The sequence below is a fragment of the Streptomyces exfoliatus genome, assembly GCF_000725545.1.
GTDB classification, from domain to species: Bacteria; Actinomycetota; Actinomycetes; order Streptomycetales; family Streptomycetaceae; genus Streptomyces; species Streptomyces exfoliatus.
The window spans coordinates 63,603-76,699 of record NZ_JNZP01000015.1 but is presented as its reverse complement, the minus strand read 5'-3'; the positions used below and the strand labels follow the sequence as shown (position 1 = coordinate 76,699).

Here is a 13,097-nt window from a genome sequence, read left to right as displayed (position 1 = left end):
TACCCAGAACGGGCGAATCACTCAGTTCTTCGACAGCGGTTCCTCGCCCGACGTGCTCTCGTACGAGCTGGTCCCGGAGTCCAGCAGCGGCTCCTGCTCCTTGAGGTGGGCCGGGGCGAAGGCGCGCAGCACGTGGTAGCCGGTGATGACGACGATCGTGCCGAGCGCGATGCCGCCCAGCTCGAAGGTGTCGGAGAAGGTCAGCTTCACCCCGCCGACCCCGATGATGATGCCGGCGGCGGCGGGGACCAGGTTGAGCGGATTGCGCAGGTCCACCTTGGCGTTGATCCAGATCTGGGCGCCGAGCAGGCCGATCATGCCGTACAGGATCACGGTGATGCCGCCCAGGACACCGCCGGGGATGGCGGCGACCACCGCGCCGAACTTCGGGCAGAGGCCGAAGAGCAGGGCGAAGCCGGCGGCGGCCCAGTAGGCGGCGGTCGAGTAGACCCGGGTGGCGGCCATGACGCCGATGTTCTCCGAGTACGTGGTGTTCGGCGGGCCGCCCACGGCCGTCGACAGCATCGAGGCCGCGCCGTCTGCGGCGATCGCGGTGCCGAGCTGGTCGTCCAGGTCGTCGCCGGTCATCTCGCCGACGGCCTTCACATGGCCCGCGTTCTCGGCGATCAGGGCGATGACGACGGGCAGCGCGACCAGGATCGCGGACCACTCGAAGCTGGGCCCGTGGAACGAGGGCAGGCCGATCCAGTCGGCCTTGGACACTCCGGAGAGGTCGAGCCGCCAGTGGTCGGTGACCTGCCCGCTCGGGGACATGGAGTGGATCTTCCCGAAGACGAGGTCGAAGACCCAGGAGATCCCGTAGCCGAAGATCAGACCGAGGAAGATCGCGATCCGGGACCAGAAGCCGCGCAGACAGACGACGGCGAGACCGGTGAACAGCATCACGAGGAGGGCCGTCCACTGGTCCTGCGGCCAGTACGTCGACGCGGTGACCGGGGCCAGGTTGAAGCCGATCAGCATGACGACGGCGCCGGTCACGATCGGGGGCATCGCCCCGTGGATGATCCGCGCGCCGAACCTGCGGACCGCGAGACCGGCGAGGAAGAGCACCGCGCCGACGACGAGGATCGCACCGGTGACGGTGGCGCTGCTGCCGCCGGAGGCCCGGATGGCGGCGGCGACACCGACGAAGGAGAGCGAGCAGCCCAGGTAGGAGGGGACGGTGCCACGGGTCGCGAGCAGGAAGATCGCGGTCGCGACACCGGACATCATGATCGCGAGGTTCGGGTCGAGGCCCATGAGGACCGGGGCGACGAAGGACGCCCCGAACATGGCGACGACGTGCTGGGCGCCGAGACCGGCCGTACGGGGCCAGGAGAGCCGTTCGTCCGGGCGGACGACGGCTCCGGGAGCGGGTGTTCGCCCGTCGCCGTGCAGGGTCCAGCGCACGCCGAGGTTCATGAGGTCGCTCCCGTTCTCCGGTTCCGGCGGCCGTGTCGTGACCGCAAAAGATCAGCCACATGCTATGCGCCGCCGCCGGTCAGGACGCGTCTCGGAGGTCAGCCCCCGGCGGGGCCGGAGGTCAGCCCCCGACCGGCCCGGAGGTCTTCGCCGGAGCCCCGTCGGGCGTCGGCGCCGGCGTCGCCTTCCGGTCGGCGCTCCTGAGCACGCCCGCGCCGACGACGAGACCCAGGGCGAGCAGCGTGACCAGGCCGAACGAGAAGACCAGGGAGGTCACGTCGGCGATGCCGCCGATCGCCGAAGGGGCGATGAGCCCCGAGGTGTACGTGATGGTGGCGACGCCCGCGATGGCCTGGCTGGGGTTCGGGCCGCTGCGCCCGGCCGCCGCGAAGGCGAGCGGGACCACGACCGCGACTCCGAGCCCGATCAGACCGAATCCGGCCATCGCGACGGCGGCGTGCGGGGCGAGGACGACGAGGACCCCGCCGAGGGTGGCGACGGCACCGCCGACCCGTACGGTACGGACCGCGCCGAAGCGGTCCACGACCCGGTCGCCGGCGAGCCGCGCGATGGTCATCGTCAGCGCGAAGGCGGTGGTGGAGGCGGCCGCGAGCCCGGCGGAGCTGCCCAGCTCGTCCCGGAGGTAGACGGCCGACCAGTCGAGGCTGGCGCCCTCGGCGAACACCGCGCAGAAGCCGACCGCGCCGATGATCAGCGCCGACTTCGGCGGCAGCGAGAAGCGCGGCGGCGCCTCCGCGTCCGGGGTGCTGTGCACGTCAAGGACGCCCTGGCAGAACAGCAGCCCGAGGGCGGTCAGGACCAGGGCCGCGATCAGATGGTGGAGGCGGGCGTCGCCGCCGAGGTGGGCGGCGACCGTGCCGGCCGCGGAACCGATGAGCGCACCCGCGCTCCACATGCCGTGCAGGCTCGACATGATGGACTTGCCGAGCCGGTTCTCGGTCTCGACGCCGAGCGCGTTCATCGCCACGTCGGACATGCCGGCGGTCGCGCCGTACACGAAGAGCACGGCGCAGAGGCCCCAGACGTTCGGGGCGAGCGAGGGCAGCGTCAGGGAGAGCGTCCACAGGGCGAGCAGGCCGCGCAGGGCCGTACGGGCGCCGAAGCGGTGGCTGACGGCTCCGGCGAGCGGCATGGCGAGGGAGGCGCCGAGGGCGGGGAAGGCGAGGGCGAGTCCGAGCTGTCCCGCGCTGACGCCCGCGTGTTCCTGGATCCAGGGGATGCGGGTCGCGAAACTGCCGGTCACCGCGCCGTGGACGCAGAAGACCGCGGCGACGGCGAAGCGCGCCCGCCGCAGACGCTCGATGCTGTGGACGGTGTCCGGCGCCATGTGGCCCCCCTGTGTCGTGGTGAGCGGTAAACTATCAGGGACCCTGCCTGATAAATAGTCCGCAGGGGATCCGCACGGGAATCGCGTCTGAGAGGATCCCCGCATGGCCGCATCCCCGAGCACCGCACGGGCCATCAACGACCGGCTCGCCCTGCGCCTGCTCCAGGACACCGGCCCGTTGACGGCCACCCAGCTCAAGACGCTCACCGGGCTCTCCCGCCCGACCGTCGCCGACCTCGTCGAGCGGCTCAGCGAGTCCGGGCTCGTCCATGTCGTCGGGGAGTCCGGCGCGGAGCGCCGCGGCCCCAACGCCAGGCTGTACGGGATCGTCGCCGACCGCGCGCACCTCGCCGCGCTCGACGTACGCACCCGCTCCGTCTCCGTCGCCGTCTCCGACCTGCTCGGCACCACCCTCGCCGAGGCCTCCGCACCCGTCGGCGACGACGGCGGCACGGGCCCTGCCGTGGAGAAGGCCGTCACCCTCCTGGAGCGCACCGCGAAGGAGGCCGGCGCCGACCGGCTGCACACCGTGGCCGTCGGCGCGCCAGGGCTCATCGACCCGGACACCGGCGAGCTGCGCGATTCCACGGGCCTGCCCGCCTGGCACCGGCGGCTCGTCGGCGTCCTCCAGGACAGGCTGCCGGCCCACGTCCTCGTCGAGAACGAGACGAACCTGGCCGCCGTGGCCGAACTGCGCGAGGGGGCGGCGAGCGACCGCGAGGACTTCGTCCTGCTCTGGCTCGGCCAGGGCGTCGGCGCCGCCGTCGTCCTGGACGGACGGCTCCGCCGCGGGGCCTCGGGCGGCGCCGGCGAGATCGGCTTCCTGCCCGTGCCCGGCACCTCCGGGCTGCCCTCGGGCACCGGCTGCGACGGCGGTTTCCACGAACTGGTCTGCGCGGCCGCCGTCTCGGCCCTCGCCGTCACCCACGGACTCGACCCGGCGGGCGCCCTCACCTCGGGCCACGGCCCGTTCCTCGACGCGCTCGCCCGCCACCTCGCCGTCGGCGCGGCGGCCGTCGCCGCCGTCCTGGACCCCGGCTGCGTGGTCCTCGCCGGCGAGACCGGCCACCAGGGCGGCGTCGAACTGGCCGCCCGCGTCCGGTCGGCGCTCTCGGGGTTGTCGCCGTTGCGCACGGAGGTCCGCGCGACCGCGCTCGGGGACGCGGCGGTCCTTCGCGGCGCCCTGCTCAGGGCCCGCGACGCGGCCCAGGACGCGCTGTTCCCGTAGGGCGGGTGTTCCTGCGGGGCGGGTGTCCCGCAGGGCCGTGTCCCGCAGGGCCCGGAAACGCGCCGGCGCCGCGCCCCGGACAGGGGGGCGCGGCGCTGAGGGGCCCGGCGGCGGCAAGGGCCGTGGATATCCGCCGCCGGGAGTCTTCTGCGGGTGGTGTCAGTGGGGGCGCGTCAGCAGGTGCCGAGGTCCTTCCAGACGCCCCACTCGCCGGTGGTACCCGGCTCCTCGTTCTGGGTCCACCACTGGGCCTTCCACTTCTTGCCCTTGTGGGAGACCTCGTTGCCCGCGTTGTAGACCGTGCCGGCCACGTACGCCGGGGCGGTGCAGCTGCCGGTGGGCGGCGTGGTCGGCGGGGTCGTCGGAGGCGTGGTCGGGGGAGTCGTCGGCGGGGTGGTGGGCGGCGTGGTGGGCGGCGTCGTGGAGCCGGGCTCCACCACCGTCGTACCGCGCGCCAGGTCACCGGCGAGGGCGTACGTCGTGCCGTTGATGTTCACCGTCCAGTTGGAGGGGGTGGACACCGGCAGGTAGTAGTTGAACGCCAGGTCGACCGTGGCGCCGGGGGCCAGCGACTGCCAGGCCGGGAGCTTCAGGGAGACGCGGTGGAAGTCGCCCTTCAGGCCGCCCACGTTGGAGCCCGTGTGGTCGCTGCTGATGACCTTGGTGCCGAAGCCGGACTGGTCGGAGGCGTTGGCCGGGGCCGAGGTGGAGTAGTCGAACTGGAACTCCGTGCCGCCGGGCAGCGTCGACGCCGTCTTGTTGGTGATCTTGATCTTCGGCGTGATCGGGTAGTTCGAGTCGCCGAGCTTGAACTCGGTGAACTGCGCGTCGATGTTCACGGCCTGCGTCGGCAGCGCCTTGTTGGACTTCTTCGCGCCGTACGGGGTGGCCGCCTTGAACTTGTCGTACATCAGCGAGGTGAGCGTGGAGCCCATCTCGTACTGGCCCTTGGTGGCGTTCCAGGCGTAGTCGCCGGCCATCTCCCAGACCATGGTGCCGCCGATGCCGCGGTCGACCACGTAGTCGGCCTTCGCGGCCACGGACTGCTCGTCCTCGGTGGAGAGGAAGACCTTCTTCTGGGCGTTCCACAGCCACGGCGCGACCAGGGTCGAGTCGTACTTGCGGGCGTAGGTGCCGGTCAGGGTGGTGGTCGCCGGGAAGCCGTACCGGGTGACGTAGTCGCCGACGATCCCCTTCTCGAGGTTCTTGGCGTGCCACATCGGGTTGGAGCCGGCGGGCGACTCGACACCGTTGGTGTCCTTGTCGTGCCACAGGTTGTCGATGCCGGTCGCGCCGTCACCGCACTTGGTCAGACCGGCACCGGCCGGGCAGGTGGTCGCGGAGGCCTTGCCCCACAGGCCGTCCGTGCCGCCCTGGACGTTCTTGTGGCCGCGGGTGTAGTAGGGCAGGCCGATGTTGATGCGGCCGGCCGGCATGGAGCCGCGGAAGTAGTGGTACGCCCAGTCGGTGTTGAGGTAGCCGATGTTGCCGTACTGCGCCGAGCCGTAGACGTTGGCCGCGGCGAGCTCGCCGTCCTTGCCGTCGTCGAAGAGGGAGGCGTTGGGCCCGACGTACTCGTTCCAGGCGCCGTGCAGGTCGTAGGACATGATGTTGACGTAGTCCAGATACTTCTGCATCTGGAAGGTCTCCATGCCCCGCAGCAGGTAGCCGGAGGACGGGGCGGCGACGGTCAGCAGGTAGTGCTTGCCGTCGGTGGCGCCGGCCGTGTCCAGCTTCTCGCGCAGGGACTTCATGAGGGCCGCGTAGCCCTGCACGAGTCCGGCGCGGCGCGCGTTGGCGAACTGCCAGTCGAGCGGGTTTCCGGCGTCCTTCATGGTCGTCGGGTACTCGTAGTCGATGTCGACGCCGTTGAACCCGTACTTCCGGATGAAGTCGACGGCCGAGGTGGCGAAGGTGTCGATCCCGGCCTGGTTGACCGAACCGTCGGCGTTGGTGGCCATCGAGTAGAAGCCGCCGGAGTTCACCCGGTCACCGTTGTCCGCGAAGTAGCCGCCGGTCTCGGCCCAGCCGCCGACCGAGATCAGCGTCTTCACGTCCGGGTGCTGCTTCTTGAACTTGTTGAGCAGGTTGAAGTGGCCCTTGTACGCGTACGACGGGTCCATCTCGGCTCCGGCGACACCGGGCCAGGTCATCCCGGTGGCCGCGTTGTTCGGACCGTCCGCGCCGACGGAGAGCTTGTTGTCCCCGCCGATGTGCCCGAAGGCGTAGTTGATGTGGGTGATCTTCTCCCACGGGATGTCCTTGGCGAGGTACGCGGGCTCGCCGTTCTTGCCGGTGCGCCAGCCGGTGAAGTAGCCGATGACCCGGCGCTGGTGGTCCGCGCCCATCTTCTCGCGGCCCTCGGTGTCGTAGACCGAGCAGTACGGGACGTCGACGCCCGGGGTCTTGTAGAGCCCGTCGGGGCGACAGGTCTCGTTGTCGGCCGCGTACGAGACGCCGCCGGCGAGCGAGCTGAGCAGCAGGCCGGCGACGGCCGCGCCGGACGCGAGCAGCGAGGCTCTCTTCGTGGTGGGGGACAACACGATCGGTTCCTCCTGGGGAGGCTGGGAAACACAACGAACAAGGGGGTGGGTCGTGTTGGGCCCGTGGAGTGCGCACGCCGCAGGACCGTTACCTCGGAGGTGACACGGAGATTAAGAGGACTAGACCAGTGCGTCAATAGGTCTGGACCAAAGTCGTCGTCCGGGGGGTCGTGTGAGCCAGCCCACAGGGCCTCGGCCGCATGGCCTCGCGGCGTCCGTGGCAGACTGGCCCTGTATCAGCAGCAGCGCACTCCGGGGTCGGTGTAATTCCGAACCGGCGGTATAGTCCGCGACCCGTCCGCAGCCAGCGGCCGGTTGACCAGGTGAGATTCCTGGACCGACGGTGAAAGTCCGGATGGGAGGCAGTGCGCGGCGGGTGACCCCTTTCAGGGGTGTGCCGGCCGTACGTCCGCTGGTCGCCGTGGAGCAGTACATCCGGCGTACCTGTGAGACCGCGGCCTCGGCGCACCCTGTGCGAGGCGTCCTTCCCGCTCTCTGTCGTCATCGACAGGCCCCGGAGTCCGTGCCCGAAGAGGCAGGAGGACCCGGTGGCCCAGCAGGCCGACATCACCGCCATGCGACGCGCCGTCGAGCTCGCCGCGCGTGGCCTCGGCTCCACGAGCCCCAACCCCGTCGTCGGCTGCGTCATCACCGACGCCTCGGGACACCCCGTCGGCGAGGGCTGGCACCAGCGCGCCGGAGGCCCGCACGCCGAGGTCCACGCACTGCGCGAGGCCGGCGTCCTCGCCCGCGGCGGCACCGCCTACGTCACCCTCGAACCCTGCAACCACACCGGCCGCACCGGCCCCTGCGCGCAGGCCCTGACCGAGGCCGGGATCAGCCGGGTCGTGTACGCCGTCGGCGACCCGAACCCGCAGGCCACCGGCGGTGCCGACACCCTGCGCGCCGCCGGAGTCGAGGTCGCCTCCGGAGTCCTCGCCGACGAGGCCGAGGCGGTCAACATCGCCTGGCTCACCTCCGTACGCCACGGCCGCCCCTTCGTCCGCTGGAAGTACGCCGCCACCCTCGACGGCCGGATCGCCGCCGCCGACGGCACCTCCCGCTGGATCACCTCCGCCGAGTCCCGCGCCGACGTCCACCGGCTGCGCGCCGAGGCCGACGCCGTCGTCGTCGGCTCCGGCACCGCCCGCGCCGACGACCCCCACCTGGCCGTACGCGGCATGGACGAGGCGGTGCAGCCGCTCCGGGTCGTCGTCGACACCGAGGCCACGGCCGTGAAGCCCGGCGCCCGGATCCTCGACGACGCGGCCCCCACCCTGATCGCGGTCGCCGAGGAGGCCGAGACGGCCCTCCCCGACGTCGTACGCCTTCCCCGGGCCGAGCGCGGCCTCTCCGTCCCCGCCCTCCTGGAAGCCCTCCACGCGCGCGGTGTCCGCTCCGTCCTCCTCGAAGGCGGCCCCACCCTCGCGGGCGCCTTCGTCGCCGCGGGCGCCGTCGACCAGGTCGTCGGCTACCTCGCCCCGGTCCTCCTCGGCGCGGGCCCCGCGGCCCTCGCCGACGCCGGAATCAGCACCATCACCGAAGCGTTGCGGCTCGACATCACCGATATCTCGAATATCGGATCCGATATCCGCATCACCGCCACCCTCAAGGGAGCCTGACCGTGTTCACCGGAATCGTCGAAGAACTGGGCGAGGTCGTCGCCGTCGAGCAGCTGGAGGACGCCTCCCGCTTCCGACTGCGCGGCCCCCTGGTCACGGAAGGCGCCCAGCACGGCGACTCCATCGCCGTCAACGGTGTCTGTCTCACGGTCGTCGAGTTCGGCGACGGCGAGTTCACCGCCGACGTCATGGCCGAGACCCTCAAGCGGTCCAGCCTCGGCGCCCTCGGCGTCGGCTCCCGCGTCAACCTGGAGCGCCCGATGGCCGTCGGCGGCCGCCTCGGCGGTCACATCGTCCAGGGCCACGTGGACGGCACCGGCACCATCCTGGAGCGGACCCCGTCCGAGCACTGGGAGCTCGTGAAGGTCGGTCTGCCCGCCCACCTCTCCCGGTACGTCGTCGAGAAGGGCTCGATCACGGTCGACGGCGTCAGCCTCACCGTCGTCGAGGTCGCCGACGACTGGTTCACCATCAGCCTCATCCCCACCACCCTCGACCTGACCACGCTCGGCACCAAGAAGAGCGGCGACCCGGTCAACCTCGAAGTGGACGTCATCGCCAAGTACGTCGAGCGGCTGCTCGGCACCGACGCCAAGGAGAACGGCAAGTGAACTGGCTCAACTCCGAGGCGTTCACCGTCTTCGACCAGCACATCATGTGGTCCGACATGATCGGCAACACGATCGGGCTCATAGCGCTCGCGCTCGGCTGGCGCCGCTCCATCCTCACCTGGCCCGCCCAGCTGCTCTCCGGCCTCATCCTCGTCGGCGCCTACGCCTCCGCCGACCTCGCGGGCGGCGTCGGCAAGCAGCTCCTCGTCATCGGCGTCGCCGCCTGGGGCTGGTGGCAGTGGAACCGCGGGAAGCAGCAGGCGCAGGACGGCTCCATCGCCGTCCGCTTCGCCACCTGGAAGGAGCGCGGCCTGCTCCTCGCCGGCGCGGTCCTCGGCACCCTCGCCGTCGGCGGGCTCTTCACCCTCTACCCGTCGCTCTCCTGGAGCCCGTGGGCCGACGCGTACATCTTCGTCGGCACCCTCGTCGCGATGGTCGCCCAGGCCCGCGGCCTCGTCGAGTTCTGGTTCGCCTGGCTCCTCGTCGACCTCGTCGGCGTCCCGCTCGCCTTCAACAGCGGCCTCGCCTTCTCCGGCCTCGTCTACGTCATCTACTTCGCCCTCGTCATCTGGGGCATGCGCGACTGGTGGCTCAGGACGCGCACGACCTCCGCTCTGGAAGGAGCCACGGCATGAGCGCGCTGCCCATCTGGGACGTCACCGACCTCGCCCTCGACCCCGTCGAGCAGGCCATCCGCGACATCGCCGCCGGCCGGCCCGTCGTCGTCGTCGACGACGAGGACCGCGAGAACGAGGGCGACCTCGTCATCGCCGCCGAGAAGGCCACCCCCGAGATCGTCGCCTTCATGATGAGCGAGTGCCGCGGTCTGATCTGCGCGCCCATGGAGGACGACGAGCTGGAGCGCCTCCAGCTCCCGCAGATGGTCGAGAACAACACCGAGTCGATGCGGACGGCCTTCACCGTCTCCGTCGACGCGTCCCCCGCCCACGGCGTGACCACCGGCATCTCCGCCGCCGACCGCGCCACCACCCTGCGCATGCTGGCCAGCGGCTCCCACGAGCCCTCCGACTTCGTCCGCCCCGGCCACGTCTTCCCGCTGCGCGCCAAGGCCGGCGGCGTCCTCACCCGCAACGGCCACACCGAGGCCGCCGTCGACCTGGCCCGCCTCGCGGGCCTCCGCCCGGCCGGAGCGATCGTCGAGATCGCCGGCGAGGACGGCGTCATGCTGCGCCTGCCCGAGCTGGTCCCCTTCGCCCGCAAGCACGGCCTGACGATCATTTCCATCGAGGACCTGATCGCCTACCGGCGCTCCGCCGAACCGACCGTGCGCCGCGAGGCCGAGGTCCAGCTCCCCACCGCGCACGGCGACTTCACCGCGTACGGCTACCGCTCCACCGTCGACGGCGTCGAGCACGTCGCCCTGGTGCACGGCGAGATCGGCGACGGCGAGGACATCCTCGTCCGCGTCCACTCCGAGTGCCTGACCGGCGACATCTTCCACTCGCTGCGCTGCGACTGCGGCCCCCAGCTCCAGGCCTCCATGGACCGCATCCAGGAGGCCGGCCGCGGAGTCGTCGTCTACCTCAGGGGCCACGAGGGCCGCGGCATCGGCCTGCTGTCCAAGCTGCGCGCGTACGAGCTCCAGGAACAGGGCCGCGACACCCTCGACGCCAACCTCGAACTCGGACTGCCCGCCGACGCCCGCGACTACGCGGCCGGCGCGCAGATCCTCGTCGACCTCGGCGTCCGCGGTCTTCGCCTGATGACCAACAACCCCGACAAGATCGACGCCCTCACCCGGTACGGCCTGCGGGTCGAGGGCCGGGAGCCCATGCCGGTCACGGCCGGCGAGCACAACCTCCGCTACCTGCGCACCAAGCGGGACCGGATGGGCCACGACCTGCCCTGGCTGGACGGCTCCCCGGCCTCCACCTGCGGCAACCAGTAAAACCCTCACTTCGTACGGTTCAAGGAGAGACATGAGCGGCAAGGGCGCACCCGTCCTCAGCGTGAAGAACTGCGGCGACCTGCGGGTCGCGGTCATCGCGGCGCAGTGGCACGAGAAGATCATGGACGGTCTCGTCGACGGCGCCCTGCGCGCCCTCAGCGAGCTCGGCATCGACGAGCCCACCCTGCTCCGCGTTCCCGGCAGCTTCGAGCTCCCGGTCGTGGCGAAGGTCCTCGCCGGGCGCGGCTACGATGCCATCGTGGCGCTCGGCGTCGTCATCCGCGGCGGAACGCCGCACTTCGAGTACGTGTGCCAGGGCGTCACCCACGGCCTCACCCAGGTCTCGATCGACACCGGCGTACCCGTCGGATTCGGCGTCCTCACCGTCGACAACGAGGAGCAGGCCCTCGACCGGGCCGGCCTCGAGGGCTCCAGCGAGGACAAGGGCCACGAGGCCGTCACCGCCGCCGTCGCGACCGCGACGACGCTGCGCACGGTCAGCGAACCCTGGCGCTAGGTAGCACATCCTCACCCCGTACTCTTAGGACCATCATGGCGAACAAAACCTTCGAAGAGCTCTTCGCCGAGCTCAAGCTCAAGGCCGAGACCGGCGACCCTGCCACCTCCCGCACCGCGGAGCTGGTGGACAAGGGCGTCCATGCCATCGGCAAGAAGGTCGTCGAAGAGGCCGCCGAGGTCTGGATGGCCGCCGAGTACGAGGGCAAGGAAGCGGCCGCCGAGGAGATCTCGCAGCTGCTGTACCACGTCCAGGTGATGATGGTCGCCCGCGGGATCTCGCTCGACGACGTCTACGCCCACCTCTGAGCACCGCCCACCGCTCTCCCCACCACTCCCAGGCAAAGGAAGCTCACCCCATGCTGCGCATCGCCGTTCCCAACAAGGGTTCCCTCTCCGGACCTGCGTCGGCAATGCTCCATGAGGCCGGCTACCGCCAGCGCAAGGAGTCCAAGGAACTGGTGGTCATCGACCCCGACAACGAGGTCGAGTTCTTCTACCTGCGCCCGAAGGACATCGCGATCTACGTCGCCTCCGGGAAGCTGGACATCGGCATCACCGGCCGTGACCTGCTCCTGGACTCCGGCGCCAGCGCCGAGGAGATCCTCGCGCTGAACTTCGGCCGCTCCACATTCCGGTACGCCACCCGCCCGGGCACGGCGAACGGCCCCGAGGACTTCGGCGGCATGACGATCGCCACCTCCTACGAGGGCATCGTCGCCAAGCACCTCGCCGACCAGGGCATCGACGCCTCCGTCGTGCACCTGGACGGCGCCGTCGAGACCGCGATCCAGCTGGGCGTCGCCCAGGTCATCGCGGACGTCGTGGAGACCGGCACCAGCCTGCGCAACGCGGGCCTCGAGGTCATCGGCGAGCCGATCCTGACCTCCGAGGCCGTCGTCGTCCGCCGCCACGGCGCCCCGGACGACCACCCGCAGGTCCAGCAGTTCCTCCGCCGCCTCCAGGGCGTCCTGGTCGCACGGTCGTACGTGATGATGGACTACGACTGCCGCGCCGAGCACCTGGAGCAGGCCGTCGCCCTCACCCCGGGCCTGGAGTCGCCGACCGTCTCCCCGCTGCACAACGAGGGCTGGGTCGCCGTCCGCGCGATGGTCCCCGCCAAGGAGGCGCAGCGGATCATGGACGACCTGTACGAGATCGGCGCCCGCGCCATCCTCACCACCGCCATCCACGCCTGCCGCCTCTGACGGCTGCCCGGCCCGCACGTACCACCAGGCACTGAGGAACCCCGATGTCCGAGTCCACGACGCCCGCCCTGCCGGTCACCTTCCGTCCCGGGCGCACCCGGGTCATCCTGCTGACCATGGCGTGCGTGATGTTCGTCGTCATCACCGCGGTCGCGCTGATGCTGGAGCGGCTCGGACCGGGGGAGCGCGTCAGCTTCGTCTTCACCGCCGCGCTGCTCTCCGGAGTCCTCGTGCTGCTCAGCCGTCCCAAGGTCGTCGCCGACGACGAGGGCGTCACGGTCGTCAACATCACCCGGACCCGGCACCTCGCCTGGGCGGAGATCCTCAAGGTCAACCTCCGCCCCGGCGACCCCTGGGTGTTCCTCGACCTGAGCGACGGCACCAGCCTGCCGGCGCTCGGCATCCAGCCCGGTGTCGCCAAGGAGGCGGCCATCCGGGACGCCCGCGCCCTGCGGGCCTTCGCCGACGCCCACGGGACGGGTGCGGAGCAGGCGGCCTGACCCCCTGGGGCGAAGGGGCGTCCGGCGGGCGGGACCCCGCCGGGAGAACCCCGGTCCGTCCCCCATCCGGGGCCGGCCCCCTGCCCCTCGGGGCGCGCACATGGCTAATCTGGAGGCGGTGGTGCCGAGCGGCACCACCGCCTCGCACGTGCAGGGCCGTCGTCACGGCCCGCGAGGCCACCCTTCGACC

General features: G+C 71.3%; 12 protein-coding genes and 1 riboswitch. Of the genes, 9 read left to right on the top strand and 3 right to left on the bottom strand.

Annotation, left to right across the window (positions count from 1 at the left end):
• Nucleotides 1–21: 21 nt before the first annotated feature.
• Nucleotides 22–1,422: a uracil-xanthine permease family protein gene (locus IO20_RS0118070; protein WP_030551946.1), complete on the bottom strand. Its 1,401-nt coding sequence runs from the start codon at nucleotides 1,420–1,422 to the stop codon at nucleotides 22–24.
• Nucleotides 1,423–1,543: 121 nt separating this feature from the next.
• A complete protein-coding gene (locus IO20_RS0118065) occupies nucleotides 1,544–2,770 on the bottom strand; it encodes an MFS transporter (RefSeq protein WP_030551948.1) in 1,227 nt (408 codons plus the stop codon).
• Between the two features lie 103 nt (nucleotides 2,771–2,873).
• On the opposite strand from IO20_RS0118065, the gene IO20_RS0118060 reads away from it, so the two are divergent.
• Complete coding sequence (locus IO20_RS0118060) at nucleotides 2,874–3,998, top strand: ROK family transcriptional regulator (RefSeq protein WP_030551950.1); 1,125 nt, start codon at nucleotides 2,874–2,876, stop codon at nucleotides 3,996–3,998.
• A 173-nt stretch (nucleotides 3,999–4,171) separates the two neighbouring features.
• Here the strand turns inward: IO20_RS0118060 and IO20_RS0118055 are convergent, their stop codons facing one another.
• Nucleotides 4,172–6,541 carry a chitinase C-terminal domain-containing protein gene (locus IO20_RS0118055; RefSeq protein WP_030551952.1) on the bottom strand — a complete coding sequence of 790 codons (2,370 nt, stop codon included), beginning with the start codon at nucleotides 6,539–6,541 and terminating at the stop codon, nucleotides 4,172–4,174.
• 243 nt (nucleotides 6,542–6,784) lie between these two features.
• A riboswitch (FMN riboswitch) is annotated at nucleotides 6,785–6,914 on the top strand.
• 175 nt (nucleotides 6,915–7,089) lie between these two features.
• Between IO20_RS0118055 and ribD the strand changes: the two genes are divergently transcribed.
• Genes ribD through IO20_RS0118015 form a run of 8 tightly spaced genes read left to right on the top strand, consistent with a single transcriptional unit; the run spans nucleotide 7,090 to nucleotide 12,907 of the window.
• Entirely contained in the window at nucleotides 7,090–8,163 is a 1,074-nt protein-coding gene (gene ribD, locus IO20_RS0118050) for a bifunctional diaminohydroxyphosphoribosylaminopyrimidine deaminase/5-amino-6-(5-phosphoribosylamino)uracil reductase RibD (RefSeq protein WP_030551954.1), read from the top strand.
• A gap of 2 nt (nucleotides 8,164–8,165) precedes the next feature.
• Nucleotides 8,166–8,774 (top strand): riboflavin synthase, encoded by a 609-nt coding sequence (locus IO20_RS0118045; RefSeq protein ID WP_030204412.1) that lies wholly within the window; start codon nucleotides 8,166–8,168, stop codon nucleotides 8,772–8,774.
• 44 nt (nucleotides 8,775–8,818) lie between these two features.
• The gene (locus IO20_RS0118040; protein ID WP_051750802.1) at nucleotides 8,819–9,409 is read left to right on the top strand and encodes a nicotinamide mononucleotide transporter family protein; all 591 of its coding nucleotides are present in this window, start codon (nucleotides 8,819–8,821) and stop codon (nucleotides 9,407–9,409) included.
• Nucleotides 9,406–10,683: a bifunctional 3,4-dihydroxy-2-butanone-4-phosphate synthase/GTP cyclohydrolase II gene (locus IO20_RS0118035; protein ID WP_030551958.1), complete on the top strand. Its 1,278-nt coding sequence runs from the start codon at nucleotides 9,406–9,408 to the stop codon at nucleotides 10,681–10,683. The genes IO20_RS0118040 and IO20_RS0118035 overlap by 4 nt, the downstream gene beginning before the upstream one ends.
• Before the next feature lie 31 nt (nucleotides 10,684–10,714).
• Nucleotides 10,715–11,200 carry a 6,7-dimethyl-8-ribityllumazine synthase gene (gene ribH / locus IO20_RS0118030; protein WP_024760819.1) on the top strand — a complete coding sequence of 162 codons (486 nt, stop codon included), beginning with the start codon at nucleotides 10,715–10,717 and terminating at the stop codon, nucleotides 11,198–11,200.
• Nucleotides 11,201–11,235: 35 nt separating this feature from the next.
• Nucleotides 11,236–11,508: a phosphoribosyl-ATP diphosphatase gene (locus IO20_RS0118025; protein ID WP_030551960.1), complete on the top strand. Its 273-nt coding sequence runs from the start codon at nucleotides 11,236–11,238 to the stop codon at nucleotides 11,506–11,508.
• Between the two features lie 50 nt (nucleotides 11,509–11,558).
• Nucleotides 11,559–12,407: an ATP phosphoribosyltransferase gene (hisG, locus tag IO20_RS0118020; RefSeq protein WP_030551962.1), complete on the top strand. Its 849-nt coding sequence runs from the start codon at nucleotides 11,559–11,561 to the stop codon at nucleotides 12,405–12,407.
• Between the two features lie 44 nt (nucleotides 12,408–12,451).
• Nucleotides 12,452–12,907, top strand: coding sequence for a PH domain-containing protein (locus tag IO20_RS0118015; RefSeq protein WP_030551964.1), 456 nt, complete (start codon nucleotides 12,452–12,454; stop codon nucleotides 12,905–12,907).
• Nucleotides 12,908–13,097 lie beyond the last annotated feature (190 nt).